General features: G+C 42.6%; 14 protein-coding genes. All 14 read left to right on the top strand.

Translation table 11 applies throughout. The features are described 5' to 3' along the window. Positions 1–1,069 precede the first annotated feature (1,069 nt). The 14 genes from M9194_RS09590 (at position 1,070) to M9194_RS09520 (ending at position 16,845) form a co-directional block, all read left to right on the top strand. The gene (locus M9194_RS09590; RefSeq protein ID WP_250612412.1) at positions 1,070–2,287 is read left to right on the top strand and encodes a ParA family protein; all 1,218 of its coding nucleotides are present in this window, start codon (positions 1,070–1,072) and stop codon (positions 2,285–2,287) included. 8 nt (positions 2,288–2,295) lie between these two features. After that, a complete protein-coding gene (locus M9194_RS09585; protein ID WP_250612411.1) occupies positions 2,296–3,267 on the top strand; it encodes a ParB/RepB/Spo0J family partition protein in 972 nt (323 codons plus the stop codon). An 86-nt stretch (positions 3,268–3,353) separates the two neighbouring features. After that, positions 3,354–5,363, top strand: coding sequence for a tRNA(Met) cytidine acetyltransferase TmcA (locus M9194_RS09580; protein ID WP_250612410.1), 2,010 nt, complete (start codon positions 3,354–3,356; stop codon positions 5,361–5,363). 410 nt (positions 5,364–5,773) lie between these two features. Beyond that, entirely contained in the window at positions 5,774–6,040 is a 267-nt protein-coding gene (locus tag M9194_RS09575; RefSeq protein ID WP_250612409.1) for an STAS domain-containing protein, read from the top strand. A 23-nt stretch (positions 6,041–6,063) separates the two neighbouring features. Then, positions 6,064–6,423: a response regulator gene (locus tag M9194_RS09570; protein ID WP_250612408.1), complete on the top strand. Its 360-nt coding sequence runs from the start codon at positions 6,064–6,066 to the stop codon at positions 6,421–6,423. A gap of 52 nt (positions 6,424–6,475) precedes the next feature. Beyond that, entirely contained in the window at positions 6,476–8,584 is a 2,109-nt protein-coding gene (locus tag M9194_RS09565; RefSeq protein WP_250612407.1) for a chemotaxis protein CheA, read from the top strand. Positions 8,585–8,592: 8 nt separating this feature from the next. Next, positions 8,593–9,126, top strand: coding sequence for a chemotaxis protein CheW (locus tag M9194_RS09560; RefSeq protein ID WP_250612406.1), 534 nt, complete (start codon positions 8,593–8,595; stop codon positions 9,124–9,126). Between the two features lie 5 nt (positions 9,127–9,131). Beyond that, entirely contained in the window at positions 9,132–9,596 is a 465-nt protein-coding gene (locus tag M9194_RS09555; protein ID WP_250612405.1) for a chemotaxis protein CheW, read from the top strand. Positions 9,597–9,606: 10 nt separating this feature from the next. Then, a complete protein-coding gene (aer2, locus tag M9194_RS09545) occupies positions 9,607–12,789 on the top strand; it encodes an aerotaxis transducer Aer2 (protein ID WP_431769399.1) in 3,183 nt (1,060 codons plus the stop codon). Then, positions 12,774–13,637 (top strand): CheR family methyltransferase, encoded by an 864-nt coding sequence (locus tag M9194_RS09540; RefSeq protein ID WP_284676553.1) that lies wholly within the window; start codon positions 12,774–12,776, stop codon positions 13,635–13,637. The genes aer2 and M9194_RS09540 overlap by 16 nt, the downstream gene beginning before the upstream one ends. 7 nt (positions 13,638–13,644) lie before the next feature. Then, positions 13,645–14,292, top strand: a complete 648-nt coding sequence (locus tag M9194_RS09535) for a chemotaxis protein CheD (protein ID WP_250612404.1) — start codon at positions 13,645–13,647, stop codon at positions 14,290–14,292. Then, positions 14,292–15,335, top strand: a complete 1,044-nt coding sequence (locus M9194_RS09530; RefSeq protein ID WP_250612403.1) for a protein-glutamate methylesterase/protein-glutamine glutaminase — start codon at positions 14,292–14,294, stop codon at positions 15,333–15,335. The genes M9194_RS09535 and M9194_RS09530 overlap by 1 nt, the downstream gene beginning before the upstream one ends. Before the next feature lie 34 nt (positions 15,336–15,369). Then, positions 15,370–16,536: a methyl-accepting chemotaxis protein gene (locus M9194_RS09525; RefSeq protein ID WP_250612402.1), complete on the top strand. Its 1,167-nt coding sequence runs from the start codon at positions 15,370–15,372 to the stop codon at positions 16,534–16,536. A 9-nt stretch (positions 16,537–16,545) separates the two neighbouring features. After that, positions 16,546–16,845, top strand: coding sequence for an STAS domain-containing protein (locus M9194_RS09520; protein WP_250612401.1), 300 nt, complete (start codon positions 16,546–16,548; stop codon positions 16,843–16,845). Positions 16,846–16,854 lie beyond the last annotated feature (9 nt).

Genomic DNA, 16,854 nt, shown 5'->3' with positions numbered 1-16,854 from the left:
ATAATTCTGATCTATATTGATTATATGATCTATGATCTAAGTGAAAGCACAAGTATAACTCATTGAATTATATTGATTATATTTAGGCATCAATAGGAACTATGATCATATAGCAAAGGGAAGTATGATCATCTAAATCTGCAATGATGATCACCAATTAATTAAAGCATGATCATTAGTAAAACGGAATAATGATCAACTAAACACTGAAGTATGATCATGGAGTTAGCACAGGTTATCCACAGATGGCAAATCGTTCCACCCTGTGAATCGGTTAAAACAGATTACATTTTCTTCTATTTTTACAATGGAACTATGATCAAGGATGTTATTTCCGAGGTTATTGAACTTTTCTTTTTCCAATCGCGTGATGTGCCCATTACTCCAAGAGTTAGGCTACTAGTTTAAAATACCTGGAACGATGATCAAGCAATTGACTTCGAAATCAAGAATCTTTCGACTGTCGGGTCGAACAGCCTAAAATGAGTGCCAATTTTTGAAAAATCCATTGTTCATCTGACATTAGCAGTATTTTATCTTCATAAATACATGCTTCCGAAGAGGAAGTTTACTTGATCATTGATCCGTATGTCGGGTATATGATGTTGATCATAGTTAATCGAATAAGCGTATGTCGTTTCATCTTGATCATCGTTCCTAAATGAGTGGTATGCTACGAAAGCATGATCATATATGACCTTGATCATGCTTTCAATCATGTAAAGTATATTGCTGTGTTGGTCGTTGTTGTCTTAATTTTCAAGTATGGTTAGGTGTGACACAGTTGAAATGACACTCCCCGTATTTACTTATGACATTCTAATCGTTCCGGATAGAATTTTAGGTTTACATTGTAAATAAGTGACGTTGTGACATTTTAAATGTGATGGTTTTGATGGGGTCGTTGTCCTTGAAAATAATCCTTCATTTCCATTCAAATGGAATCGTTTTTTCGTAATGTGTTAAATAAAGATTAAATGTGAACTAATAAACATTTGTGCAGCATTATGTTGTTATATTAACGAATTGCTGTACAATCACAGTGCGTCATTAACAACGGATTATGGCAATGAAAAGAGAGCAAACTATTCAAAACCTGTATCAAATAGCCGAGCAGACTCAACAAGTTCAGGCTGATCGTATTGAAATTGTTTTAGAAGAAAGAAGTGATGACCATTTTCCCGCGATGTCCAAGGCACTAATGGAAACCCGCTCAGGACTGACTCGTAGAAAGCTCGATGAGGCTATTAGTAAAATAGAAGAGTCGGGGCATCAATTTACTAAAAACAATGCCAACCATTATTCCATTTCGCTTTCTGAAGCGCATATGATTATGGAAGCCGCTGGGGTACCAAAGTTTTTTGAACGTAAGAAAAATGGTGGCAATAAGCCATGGATCATCAACGTTCAAAACCAAAAAGGTGGCACCGGAAAATCTATGACGGCAGTGCATTTGGCGGCATGTATGGCGTTAAATCTAGATAAACGCTACCGTATTTGTTTGATTGATTTGGACCCACAAGGTTCGCTGCGACTGTTCTTGAACCCTCAGATAAGCGTTACAGAGCATGAGAACATCTATTCTGCGGTCGATGTTATGTTGGAAAACTTGCCAGAAGATGTCGTCGTTGATAAAGAATTTCTACATAAGAATGTGCTATTACCCACTCAGTATCCAAACTTAAAAACGGTCTCTGCGTTTCCAGAAGATGCCATGTTTAATGCAGAGGCTTGGCAACATTTATCTCAGGATCAATCGTTAGATATTGTGAAGCTGCTTAAAGAAAAACTTATCGATAAGATATCTGAAGACTTTGACGTTATCATGATAGATACGGGGCCGCATGTAGACCCGTTAGTATGGAACGCAATGTACGCTTCCAATGCGTTACTTATTCCGTGCGCAGCAAAGCGTTTAGATTGGGCATCGACGGTTAATTTTTTCCAACATTTGCCTACTGTCTACGAGATGTTTCCTCAAGATTGGAAAGGGCTCGAGTTTGTGCGATTGATGCCGACCATGTTTGAAGACGACAATAAAAAGCAAGTATCCGTACTCACGGAAATGAATTATCTTTTGGGGGATCAAGTCATGATGGCGACGATTCCTAGAAGTCGAGCATTTGAAACTTGCGCCGATACTTATAGTACGGTTTTTGATTTGACCACCAGTGATTTTGAAGGCGGAAAAAAGACATTGGCAACGGCTCAAGATGCGGTTCAAAAAAGTGCGCTTGAATTAGAACGAGTTCTTCACAGTAATTGGCCTTCACTGAATAAAGGGTAATAGTATAAATGGCAATTAAAACATCCGAATTAAACGCGAAACTGTTTGGCAAAGCAAATAAACGCCGTGCAACGACACCACAAGAAGCTCGTACTGCGGTTAAAGAGCAGGCTCAAGTCATCGAGTTAGATGTTGCAGGTGAACAGACCGTTTCTTTCGAGCTATTTCGTATTCCCGCCGATCAAATCGAGCAACGTACCCTGGTTTTCTCCCAGAATGCTCGAGAGCAATCTTTTTTAAATGAACATGCGTTGTCTGATGTTCTGGTTACATTGAAAGTAAGAGGGCAGCAGTACCCAGCTGTAGGCCGGAAAACTGAAGACGGTAAAATAGAAGTCTTAGACGGCAGCCGTCGCCGTATGTCTTGTATTATTGCTCAGCAGGACTTCTTGATTTATGTAGCCGATGATATCAATACCAACCACGCCAAATTCCTTTCTGATGTTGCAAACGCTCATAAACCGCTTTCGCTTTACGAAAAAGGTAAGGAAATGCAGGCCAAACTTGATAGTGGTGAAGCCGAGGATCAAAAAGCGCTCGCTAAAATTTTTCAATGCAGTGAAGCGCTTGTTAGTGGTGCTCTGAAGGCAGCTTCTCTTCCTCTACCACTTTTGCAAGCTTATCCAAATGTCGGTGACTTGGGCCGCCCAACCATCGTAAAGCTGCACAAGCAATTCAATGAACTTACTAAGTCAAATCAGGAAAAACTTCTTGATAAGTGTCAGTCAGAAAAAGGGGCGGTGTGGCAACGCAGTTCAACCCAAGGGGTCGCTCGACTCACTAAAGAAGTATCTGAGTCAATAGAGTCCTGGATTCTAGAGCTATCACCAAATAAAGCTGATGCCTCGAGTAAGATTGATTTTATTAAAGGGCGAGCGAGTTATAATCGAAGTGGCGCAAACCTATCTTTAAATCTGAAAAAGATAGATGATGAGATGATGCAAGACATTCTTTCGTTTATCAAACAAAAGCTCAGCTGACCTTAGCCTTGTCGTATAAAAGCCGCAATATGCGGCTTTTTTTTATCTTGTGATAAACTCACCCTATTAGGCAATTGGATACTTTAATGATGATCGACGTTGACCCTTTTTTTCAAACTCTCCAACACCTGCTATCGTCCACAAATCAAAGATGTGGTGTGGTATTGCATGGAGAAATCGAGTGGAAAAAGCAGCAGGCTTCCAAGTTAATCCAACTGTTTTCCGCTAGTCATTCAGCCATGGCATTTCAGCTCGGTGGAGAGTCAGTCGATGGCATTAATCAGCACGTAACGCATAAACAAGGTTCGCAGTTTTTAGGGAAAGAATGCTCACTGCTTATTTGCGATTTCGAGGATGGCTTCGATGCCAATAGCTTTAATAGCGCTGTAGGTGCAATAGTGGCAGGGGGGCTTCTCATCGTGTTTGCAGCAGATTTAGATGACTGTGACGGTTCACATGAGTGGCTGAAGCAACACCTCATGAAGTTAATTAATTTGTCCCAAGATGGCAAGACTCCTTCTTTGCCTAAATTGGCTCAGTCCAACCGCTCAGAGAACTATCTAGAGCAGAGAGAGGCAGTGCAAGACATTGTCCGAGTCGTTGAAGGTCATGCTAAAAGACCATTAATTTTGACAGCAGATAGAGGGCGTGGGAAAAGTAGTGCACTCGGCATCGCCGCGGCGCAATTGATGAAAACCAGGACACTGAATATTGCGGTCACGGCCCCAAACCCACTATCTGTCGATCCTGTATTTCGACATGCAGAGAGAATGCTAGATCTGTGCGTATCAAAAAAAAATCAATTAGCGTTCCAAGGCTCTAGGTTGACGTTTATCGCCCCCGATGAATTGCTCAGTGGTGAGGTAGAAGCCGACGTCGTTTTTGTCGATGAGGCTTCAGCCATACCAGTGGGATTACTCAAGAAAATGGCATCAAGCTACAACCGCATTGTTTTCTCTACTACCATCCATGGCTATGAAGGATGTGGTCGAGGTTTTACTTTAAAGTTTGTCAAGTGGCTGAGAAACTTCCGCTCGGGTACGCGTCAGTCTCAACTCATGCAACCCATTCGATGGGGAGAAAACGATTGGCTTGAATCTTGGCAGTATGGGGCGTTTTTGCTCGATGTAGAACCTGTTTCGCTATCCGCTTTACAATCTCAGCAACTCGACATACGCGCTATCTCTAGCCAAGAGTTTTTGCAAAAGCCAAGTTTGCTACGTGCCTGTTTTGCTCTGTTGGTCAACGCGCACTACCAAACGTCACCAAATGATTTAATGACTTTGCTGGGCGATACTTCTATTCGAGTCTTTGCTGCGTTTAGCAAAGAGATTCCCGTTGCTTGCGTATTAGCAGTAGAAGAAGGCAGTTTAAGTGAAGATATTATCGATAAGGTAGAGCAAGGGACCCGTCGTCCAAAAGGTCATTTAACGCCTATCTCAATTATCGGCTCATTAGGAATTACGCAAGCAGCTAGGCAAAAGAGCTTAAGGATAATGAGAATTGCAGTCCATGAAGAACTTCAGAGGATGGGCGTGGGGTCTGCACTCCTTGAACATATTTGCTCGCGCCCTAGCTACCAATATTTCTCTACTAGTTTTGGCATGACGCTAGAGTTACTCAAATTTTGGCAGAAAAATCAGTTTCAGTTGATAAAGGTTGGTAGCAAAAAAGATCCAGCGAGCGGTTGTCATTCAGCACTGATGGTAACAAGTGAGTGTAGCGACTGGTTAGAGCAGGCAAAGGCTACATTTTCTCATTCTATACCTTATGCACTAACCAGCTATCTACGCTTATTGGATCCCTCGATCGCAAGAGAATTAATAAAACTCACAAAGGTGAAGGCGCTTGATACGCGAGAACATCAGTTGGCATTATCTTATACCAAAATAGGCAAAGGCTATGAAGTACTCGCTCCTTTAATAAACCAGTTTATTTATAGCCTACCCATTTATAAACTCGATTTGGTATCTGAGATTCTCATTGCGAAAGTGATTCAGCAGCGTAGTTTTAAATTTTGTGCGCACCATTACCGGTTGACAGGGCGAAAGCAAGTAGAGGCCAAGTTAAAAGAAAACCTTAATGACCTAGCTTAGAGTTTACAGTGTAAATTTACTCATTTCCGGCTGTTATCAATCCATTCTATGTGTAAGTCCCAGGAACGAGAGGAAATTTACAGTGTAAATAGCCGAATGAGTAACTTAAATTAACAAACGAAATTGACTAAAACGAGTTAGGTTGCAGAGTTGGCGAACAATGAGTCTAACTAATTGTTTAATTAGAAATAAATAACAGTCTGGCTGGTTCTCTGTATCTAACAAATGATGGCTAACCCCTAAGCCTAAATAATCTACCTATTTGAACCTTGAAGCAAAGGATCGAAATCACATTAAACTGAAACGTAATGAGTAAACCAGTTTCCTTGTTTGCTTATTCCATTTTTCTTCCTACACTCAGTATAACGTCAGTAATAATTTATTAATAACTAATATAAAAGGGTGGCGACATGGATTGCCTACTTGATGAGTGCTTGGATATTTCAACAGTGATGGATGCGACATCCACCTACCAACAATGGCTTAACCAATCGGCACCTTTGAAGATCGATGCATCGAAAGTGATGAGGGTAGATACTGCAGGTATACAGGCTCTTGCATCGATGTTTACTTCAGCGAAAGCAACTGAAATCGAAATACAACTTATAAACTCAACGGACACATTGTTAGAAGGAATCTCTATCTTAGGTCTGGCTGAGTTATTTGAAACACACTAATTAAGAAGTTTGAGAGGCTAAAGATGACCAAAATCCTAGCTGTAGATGACTCCGTGTCTATCCGTCAAATGGTGAGTCATACGTTGAAAGACGCAGGCTACGATGTAGAAACGGCGAACGATGGACGCGATGCATTAAATAAGGCGTTAAAGACCCAATTTGATGTAGTTATTTCGGATGTCAACATGCCAAATATGGGGGGATTCGACTTTGTGAAAGCGATTCGAGAAAAACCTCAATATAAATTTATTCCCATACTGATGCTAACGACAGAAACCAGCACAGAAAAAAAACAAGAAGGGAAATCGGTGGGTGCGACTGGCTGGCTAGTAAAACCATTTAATCCAGATACGTTATTAAAAACGTTGAAGAGAGTTATCTAGTCCCTTCGTATTCTATATACAACGTCACTGAGCAATAAAATAGGAAAGTCTTATGGCTTTAGACATGGAACAACTGCGTAAGATGTTTTATGAAGAATGTCGTGAGAACCTCGAGGTTCTCGAAGGAGTTCTTCTAAAACTCGACCCATCAGACGATGATTTAGAGCCGATTAATACTATTTTTCGGGCCGCACATTCTATCAAAGGCGGAGCCGCTACGTTTAATCTGTTTGATATTAGTGAGTTTACTCACTCTGTTGAAGCCTATTTAGACCTCGTTAGAAACGAAGAAATCAAGCTCAGTGTTGAAGCGATAGATGTACTTCTGGAAAGCGTCGACTGCATCATGAACATGTTGGAAGGGCATGAAAGTGGTAAGGCGGTTGATTCTAATCTTCAAGAATCAGTAAGCAAAAAGTTAGAAGCACTATTAGGAGACAATGCTGAGCCTAGTTCCGGCTCAGCTGACAAAGCTGATCAAGCGAGTGAGGAAACTAATAGTGCAGATTCTTCTTCCTTTACTTGGCATATCACGTTTGTGCCTCATCCAGAAATGTTCTTTAGTGGCAATGACCCATTAAGAATTCTGCGAGAAGTAAAGGAATTAGACGATAAAAGTAACATAACCGCTAACCTAGAAAAGTTACCTAATATTAACGAGATTGAGGGAGAGCTATGCTACCTCAGTTGGCAGGCTAGCGTCTCAAATGCGGTTAGTGAAGAGCAAATTCGCGAAATTTTTGAGTGGGTTGAAGACGAGTGTGACTTAACCCTGGAAAAATTAACTGACCAGCAAGAAGACACTCCACCTACTTCGGCTGAAAAAGAGTCATCGCCTCCTGTTGAAGTCGAAGCCTCAACGGTAGAAGAAACCGCGAAAACTAAGCCTAAAGATAACGAGAAAAAGGCCCCTGCAAGTGCGCCAGCTGCAGCTGCGACAAAAGCAGAACCAAGCGTGAGCTCGATAAGAGTCGACATTGATAAAGTGGACGGCCTGATAAACCTAGTGGGTGAGCTTGTTATCACACAGTCCATGCTAGCGGAAATTGGCAACGATTTTACGATAGATAAGTTAGAGAAACTTAAATCAGGGCTAGATCAACTACTGCAAAACAGTAAAGACTTACAAGAGAACGTACTCAATATTCGTATGTTACCAATGAGTTTCGCATTTAGCCGTTTTCCAAGGCTAGTTAGAGACTTGTGTGGGCGATTAGAGAAAAAAGTTGATCTGCAAATTCAAGGGGAAAACACGGAGCTAGACAAAACGGTTTTAGAAAGAATCGTGGATCCACTGGTTCATTTAGTGAGAAATGGCATCGACCATGGTATCGAAATCCCTCAAATTCGCTTGGAAAACGGCAAGTCAGAGGAAGGGACGATCCAGTTAAATGCCTATCACCAAGGTGGCTCAATCGTTATAGAAATTGAAGATGACGGTGCAGGTATTGATTGCGACAAACTTTGGAATAAAGCTCTAGAAAAAGGCGTGGTTGCAGCAGATACAAGACGTGACGAAATGTCGGAAAAACAGGTACTAGGCCTTATTTTTGCCCCCGGTTTTTCCACTGCGGAGGAAGTCACAGATGTGTCTGGTCGAGGCGTCGGGATGGATGTGGTGAAACGAAACATCGAAGAGCTTGGCGGACATATTGAAGTTGAATCAGAGCTCGGCAAAGGCAGTAAATTTACTATCAGCTTGCCACTGACTTTAGCGATTTTGGATGGGCAGCTGGTTAAAGTGGGTGGTGAAGTGTATGTGATTCCATTACTGACCATTGTTGAGTCTATCCAGATTGATATGGAGTGCGTGAAGTTTGCATCCGGTGGCGTTGAGCTGTATCGACTTCGTGAAGAAAACATTCCGATATTACGCCTGCAAGATGAACTTAAAATGGGCGACAGCGGTCCGCTGGAAGAAAGAATTTTGTGTTTTGTTGAGGCGGCGGGAAATCGAGTCGGTTTGTTACTTGATGAGCTGCTTGATCAGCAACAAGTCGTTATTAAAAGCTTGGAGTCGAACTACAGCAAGGTTCAGGGCTTATCAGGGGCGACAATATTGGGTGATGGCTCGGTCTCCTTAATTTTGGACATTCAGGGGTTAATTACTGGCTTTTTAAGTCGTAATGCTGATGTGGGCCGAAATGGAAGAGCGGCTTAGGAGTGAACATGGAAGCAGAACAAGAACTAACTGAGCAGTCTGAAAGAGAGAAAGTCGCTCAAGAGATCATCAGTAAGGTCGATTCAGAGGTCAGTGAAAGTGCGGACTTTTTAAGCTTTAAGTTGGCAAACGAGTTATACGGCGTGCAAATCAAAGATGTCGAGGAGATTCGGGTTTGGGAGAAGCCAACTCCCATTCCTCATTCGCCTAATTATGTCAAAGGTGTGACTAATTTGAGGGGAATGATAGTGCCCGTTGTTGACCTAAGGCTGCGTTTTAATATCGGTGAATGTGAGTACTTACCATCAACAGTTGTCTTGGTATTAAGGCACAAAGGTGAGGAAAGTGAAAAACTGATGGGGCTAGTTGTCGATGCAGTGAGTGATGTGATAAGCCAAGGAAGCAATGAGCTCAGTTCAGCTGTGGGAGAGTCGCATATTTCACCCTATCTACAAGGAGTAATCAATGTTGGTGATCAGGTGATGTCCTTGTTTGATACGGAAGAGCTGCTCAATGTAGAACGGATATTAAAGGCGGAGTAGTCATCATGGCAACACAAGAATTCTTAAGTTTTGTTTTAGCAGAAGAGGAATACGGAGTTCCAATTCTGGACGTACGAGAGGTTCGTGGCTGGAGTGAGGTGCGGGAAGTGCCGAACTCTCCAGAATATTTATTGGGTGTGCTCGAAATTCGAGGAGAATATATTCCGATAGTAGATTTGCGGATGCGATTTAATTTAGCACCCGCGACAATAGGCGCAACAACCGTCGTGATAGTACTAAATGATGAAGAAAATCATCCTTTAGGCATCATCGTGGATGGTGTCGCTGAGGTGTACAATTTATCCGTTGAAGAGATAAAGCCTGCCCCTCATATGTCGGTCACAGTTGATGAAAGCTATATCAAGGGTATTGCTTCTGTTGAAAGTGGCCATTTAATTTTGATTAATTTGGAGGCTCTATTTGATGTAGCGGAGCTTAATAAAACGTCAGTGGAAGAAGTGGAAGCTTGAGGGAAACGTCATGGCATTTTGGAATAAACGAAGGGAACCAGTCAGTCAATTTGTAGCGTCAGCACAAGACTCATTAATGGATGGGTATAGAGAAGAGCAAAGCGGAGTCTCAAAACAGCAATTGCTTTCCGCGTTAAACGCGGCTCAAACCGCGCTGATGATGATCGATCGTGATTTTAAAATCACCTATATGAATCAACAGTCTCTTGAGCTACTAAAAACACATCAGTCCTTGTTTCAATCAATTTGGCCAGATTTTCGAGCTGAAGAAGACTATCTCATTGGTTACTGTATTGATGGATTCCACTCAAACCCTCAACATCAGAGAGCCATGTTATCTGATCCCAACAACATGCCATACACCACAACCATTGATGTAAAGGGTGTTAAAATCGAGCTTAACGTTGGGGCGATTCTAGATGCCAGCGGAAAGTATGTTGGTAACACGCTAGAGTGGGCTGATGTTACTAGCTACCGTAAACAACAAGATGACGTCGCTAGATTACAAGCCGCTGTTGATCAAGCTCAAACCGCAATGGTCATGATCGATCGAGATTTTAAGATCACTTATGCCAACGATCAAACCATTGCTCTGTTCAGTAAACATGAAAATACGCTTAGAACGGTGTGGCCTGGATTTACCGCTTCAGAAGACTGGCTGATGGGCCGCTGTATCGATGAATTCCACAAAAATCCGGCTCACCAACGCCAGTTATTGTCAGATCCTTCCAACCTTCCTTATAGTACTGATATTCAGATCGCCGATCTGAAGATCGAACTTAACGTCGCCGCGATTAAAGATCTCAGTGGGAACTATATAGGTAACACGCTGGAGTGGGCAGACGTTACTGCAGTTCGAGAAAGAGCAAATGAAGTGGCAAGACTTCAAGCTGCAGTCGATCAAGCACAAACCGCAATGGTAATGATCGATCGAGACTTTAAGATCACTTATGCCAACGAGCAAACCATAGCCTTATTCGGTCAGCATGAAAATACATTAAGAACGGTCTGGCCTGGATTTACCGCTTCAGAAGATTGGTTAATGGGCCGTTGCATCGATGAATTCCACAAAAATCCGGCTCACCAACGCCAGTTACTGTCAGATCCTTCCAACCTCCCTTATAGCACCGATATTCAGATCGCCGATCTGAAGATCGAGCTTAATGTTGCAGCTATTACTGATCTTGATGGTAACTATATAGGTAACACGCTTGAATGGGCTGATGTGACTCAAGAGCGTGAACAACAAAATAACGTTGCACGTTTACAGGGAGCGATTGATCAAGCGCAAACGGCAATGGTCATGATTGATCGTGACTTCAACATTACCTATGCGAACCACGAAACCATCAGCCTATTTAAAACCCACGAAACAACCTTACGAACTGTATGGCCAGGCTTTACTGCTTCCGAAGAGTGGTTGATGGGCCGCTGCATCGATGAATTCCATCAAAATCCTGCACATCAAAGAAAGCTGCTCGCCGATCAGTCTAACCTTCCATACAGCACTGACATCAAAATCGCAGATCTCATCATTCAACTTAATGTTGCAGCTATATTAGATGCTCAAGGGCATTATATAGGCAATACACTGGAGTGGAGTGATGTCACTGAAATTCGAGCCAGAGAAGTTGAAGTTGGGCGTTTAGCTTCTGCGGTCGAAGGGATGACCACCAATTTGATGATGGCGGATAAAGACGGCGTCATTCAGTATTTGAACCCTGCCTTGTCGAATTTGCTTAAGTCTCGTGAGAGAGATTTACAAAAAGCCCTGCCTGGTTTTGATGCCAGCAATCTAATTGGTCAAAATATAGATAGTTTCCATAAAAACCCTAGTCACCAAAGAGGCATTATCAACAATCCCGACCGCTTACCCTTCAGTTCCGATATCGCCGTTGGTGGGCTTGAATTTAATCTCACATGTATTGCAATGCACGACGCAAGTGGCGAATACATTGGTCCAGCCCTTCAATGGGAAGATATTACCGAGCAAAGAGATGGTCAACGACAAGTTGAAGCCCTAATTCAAAAAGCCATCGCTGGCGAGCTAGATGAGCGAATTGATACTGCTGTATACAGCGGATTTATGAAAGAATTGGGTGATGGAATCAATAACTTACTTGATACTCTAGTTGAACCGCTTGGTCAGTGTATTGATGTCATGAGTAAAGTGGCGACTGGTGATTTAAATAACACCATGTCTGATACTAATAAAGGCGAATTCGGTCGCCTGTCAGAGGCTGTAAATACATCAATTACCAATATCAGCGATATGGTCGAGAAAATCACCTCCTCGTCTGCAAGAGTTGCTACTGCCTCTACTGAAATCGCCGATGGGAACAACGATTTAAGCCAACGTGTAGAAGCACAGGCGTCCAACCTTGAAGAAACGGCCGCTAGTATGGAAGAAATGACGGCCACGGTTAGACAAAATGCGGAGAATGCTAAAGGGGCCAATGAGCTGGCCGATGATGCAGCTCAAAAAGCCAGTAAGGGAGGCTCTGTGGTCGGTCAAGCTGTGTCAGCCATGTCAGAAATCAACAGTGCCAGTAAGAAGATCTCAGACATTATTGGTGTGATAGATGAAATCGCTTTCCAAACCAACTTACTTGCATTGAATGCTGCAGTAGAGGCGGCGCGAGCAGGTGAGCAGGGTCGCGGTTTTGCCGTTGTGGCAGGAGAAGTTCGAAACTTAGCGCAACGAAGCGCAGCTGCGGCAAAAGAAATCAAAGGTTTGATTAAAGACAGTGTGGAGAAAGTAGACGAGGGTTCTCGACTTGTCGATGAGTCTGGCGAAACGTTAAATGAAATCGTTGAAGCGGTAGAAAAAGTAACCGAGCTGATTTCTCAGATCGCCTCTTCAAGCATGGAGCAATCTACTGGTATTGATGAAATCAACAAAGCCATTGCGACGATGGATGAAATGACGCAGCAAAACGCGTCGCTGGTAGAAGAAACCTCCGCGGCCAGTCAGTCACTTAAAGACGAAGGTAAAGAGCTACTTAATCTGATGAGCTTCTTTAGCGATGACAGTAATGTCGCCAGCTTTGAACCATCTCGCTCTCATAGCCCAATGTCTAACGAGCCAAAGCCCAGAGAGAGCAAAAAGAAAGTCAGTCCAATTCACAGTGTAAAAGTTGCCAATTCGAACCTAAAGCTAAATGAGGGTAATGACGAATGGGAAGAGTTTTAGCTCAAGAGCAAGAAATGATTAGTGACAGCAACGTGGAAGAGTTCGAGCTTACTGCTAAGGATTTTAAGTATATCCAGTGGTTTATGCACAAGTCTGTCGGTATTTTCTTGGGTGATCGCAAGCGCGCCATGGTGTATGGGCGCGTGAGCCGCCAACTGCGTCGTTTGAAGCTACGTCGCTTCTCAGAGTATAAAGAACTCATTGAAAATGATGAGAACGAAAGAATGCTATTTATTAATTCGTTAACCACGAATAAAACGGATTTCTTTCGTGAATACCATCATTTTGAATTTATAGAAAAAGTATTAAAGCAAGAGTGGCGAGAGGGCGGTGAGAGTCATCTTCGAATTTGGTCGGCGGGCTGCTCGACAGGGCAAGAACCCTACAGCTTAATTTCCTCCCTTTATGTCTCAGGAATATTGGAATCGTGTGAGGACATCTCCCTCTTAGCGAGCGACTTAGATACGACAGTGCTGCAGACTGCAAAAACCGGGGTTTATAGTGACGAAAGTGTGGAAACTATTCCTGATATGTATTTAAGAAAGTGTTTCGTTAGAGGGAAAAAGCAGCAACAAGGAAAGATAAAGATAAAAAAAGGGCTGCAGCAATTTATCGAATTTAAACAGATTAATTTACTAGATGAATGGCCAATGGACGTTAAGTTTAATTTGATTTCCTGTCGGAACGTCATGATTTATTTTGACCGCCCCACACAAGAGCACTTAATACGTCGATTTCACCAGTATTTAAAACCAAATGGGATATTGTTTCTCGGTCACTCCGAAAGCGTTGGGTCGTGCGCAGATATTTTCCACCATTTGGGGCATACCATCTATGTAAAACAGTGAGGCTAGGATGACGGCGATGGCAACCACAAAATATAAGCATGACGAGACATACATAAACCGGTTTTATCATCCCCAGAAACAAAAGCACCTTGTGAAGGTAATGCCAGGTGGTGTGTATTGGTCTGAAGACGCAGAGGAAATTATTTGTACTGGCCTTGGCTCTTGTGTGGCTGCATGTATCTGGGATGAAGAGCAAAAAATAGGCGGGCTAAATCACTTTCTTTTGCCATTTGATAGCAATAACCAGCTGCGTCATTGGCACCCTGATGAAGTGGTCTCTACCGCGTCTCGTTATGGGAGCTTTGCGATGGAAATGCTCATCAATAGTCTGGTTTCTCATGGCGCACGTCGAGAAAATTTAAAAGTAAAATTGTTTGGTGGCGCCAAAATGATGGGGCACATTTCCATGATTGGCAAAAAAAACATCGAGTTTGTTAGGTGCTATGTCGATCAAGAATCACTAAGGGTAGTGTCAGAAGACTTAGGAGGAGACTCGCCAAGAAAAGTCATGTTTGAGCCAACCACTGGGCGGGCTTGGATTAAAAAGCTACCGTTCAATGAAGTACATATTATTCATCAAGAAGAAGAAAAATACGCAAGTCAGTTGGATAAAGAAAGCCATCGTAATCACGATGATGATGTGGAGCTATTTTAATGACCATAAAATCCAGAGTACTTGTTGTTGATGATTCGCCTGTTTTTCGGGCTTTGCTTTGCCAATTGATAAATAGTGACCCGCTGTTAGAGGTGGTCGCTGAAGCAGCTGATCCCTATGAAGCGCGGGAGCTTATTAAAATTCATAATCCCGATGTCCTAACCTTGGACATCGAAATGCCCAAAATGAATGGTGTACAGTTTCTCAAAAACTTAATGCGCCTACGCCCTATGCCTGTTGTCATGATATCAACCCTCACTCAACATGGTGCCGATGCTACTTTAGAGGCGCTGGAAGCGGGGGCTGTTGATTATTTTCCTAAGCCTGAAGTGGACAATACGGGAGATATGGTCAACTACAAAGACTTGGTCAATGAAAAAATAAAAATGGCCGCTGGTGCTAACCTAAGCGTCTCATATTCGGGTCAAGCATCAAAAAAAGCGTGGGATGAAAAGAAAGTCTCGAAAACTTCTTGTGAGGTGATTGCTATCGGCGCTTCTACTGGAGGCACCGAGGCCATTAGGGATCTGTTAGCGGCATTGCCGTCCGGAATGCCGCCAATCATCATTTCTCAGCACATTAGTGCGATGTTCAGCAAATCGTTTGCAAATAGGCTTAATGAAAGCTGCGACATTGACGTTAAAGAGTTAAATACCAGTCGTGCTCCATTGGTATGTGGCAGTGCCTATGTGGCTCCAGGAGACAAGCACATTACCGTAGTTAGGAAAGGGTCGCACTTGTACTGTCAGCTCGATGATAGACCCAGTGTGAACCGCCACAAGCCATCGGTTGAGGTTATGTTTGACGCGGTGGCAGAAACCGTAGGCAAGAAATCGATCGGTATTATTTTAACTGGTATGGGTAACGACGGAGCGAAAGGCTTACTGAATATGAAAAATGAAGGTGCTTTCACGATTGCTCAAGATGAAAAATCTTCAGTCGTTTGGGGCATGCCAAGAGTGGCAGTTGAAGTTGGAGCTGCTGAAAAAATTGTTGATTTGAAAAAAATTCCTAAGTTGATTTGTGAATATTTGTTTGAGTGAATCAGGAAGATGAATCCAGATTAGAGACACTGTTATGGAAAAACTATTAAAGACAAGGAAGTATCAGTATGTAGCGGCGCTATTGATTCAGCTAGCCTTACTTGTCGTGAGTTTATTTTACTCATCCAGTATGTGGCAATTAGTATTGATTGTATGTGTTGCTGCTATCCCATGGGCTCTAATTACCTATCAACCAAACGGCAATAACGTCGAAGGGCAAAGCGACGATAAGTTTGCCATTCAAAACTTTTCCAGCTCTTTAAATGAAATCCAAAACATCTTATCTAAGACCAGCTCCAAAATATCCGATCCATTAAACCGTCAACATACGGTCATCAATGAATCTGTCGAAACCTTGAACAATGCCTTCTTTACCTTGCAAAAAGTGGCGGAAGAACAAAGTCAAATATCCAATTTTTTGGTAGAAAGTTTACTGGGAAACCGAGACAGTGAATACAGCTTAACAACGGTGTTGCCGCGTACTGAGGCCATCATCGATGAATATGTACAACGGCTAATAGACGTATCTGAAAAAAGTATTTCCGCTGTTCATAGCATCCATGACATGTCAGACAAGCTGGAAGTGATTTTTAAGCTGCTCAATCAAGTTAGAGGCTTATCCGAGCAAACGAACTTGTTGGCGCTAAATGCGGCGATAGAAGCGGCAAGAGCCGGAGAAGCAGGTCGAGGGTTTGCTGTCGTTGCCCAAGAAGTACGTAACCTGTCGATTAAAGCGGATGAGCTGAATAACCAAATTCAAGATGAAATCAATACAGCGCAAAAAACGGTCGAAGAAGCCAATGAAACCGTGGGTATCATGGCGACCATTGATATGACCGAAGCCATTGAGTCAAAAGAAAAAGTCGATGAAATGTTGCATGGTGTACATCAAGTTAACATTGAAATCGAGCAAGAAGTACAAAAAATTCGCAGCCTTGGCACGGAGCTCCATCAACACGTTGATAACGGAATAAGGGCGCTGCAATTTGCAGACATAGTGGTTCAGCAGGGCGATTATGCCAAAGACTCGTTAGCGTTTGTAGAAGAAGTCACGCAGATGCTCAATCGATATGCCCATAAAGAGATGAATGAGGCTGGATTGCTTGCAGAATTATCGGATTTGATCAGTCGGGTACAAGATAGACGAGACCCTGCGGCTAATCAAGTGAGTATTGAAGAAGGTGAAGTAGAACTGTTTTAAGGAGTTTGTATGACAGTAGAAGCTAAAGTCGATTCCAACGCCAAGCGTGTCACCATCGCGATAGAAGGTGCGTTTGGATTCAACTTAGTACAAGAATTTCGTCGAGCCTACCTAGATAGAAAAGAGTTTCAATTTGTTATCGATTTACGCAAGGTCGATTATATCGATAGTGCAGGGCTAGGTATGCTACTTAATATGCAAAATTACTTGGGTCAGGGTGATAGTGCGATAAAGATTACTAACACTTTGCCCCAGGTAAAAAAGATCTTGTTAATTTCGCGGTTTGACAAGAAGTTCAATATTGATTGATCAAGGGGT

Source organism: Vibrio sinus, from assembly GCF_023634645.1.
Classification (GTDB): domain Bacteria; phylum Pseudomonadota; class Gammaproteobacteria; order Enterobacterales; family Vibrionaceae; genus Vibrio; species Vibrio sinus.
This window is presented reverse-complemented; position numbering and strand designations above follow the sequence as displayed.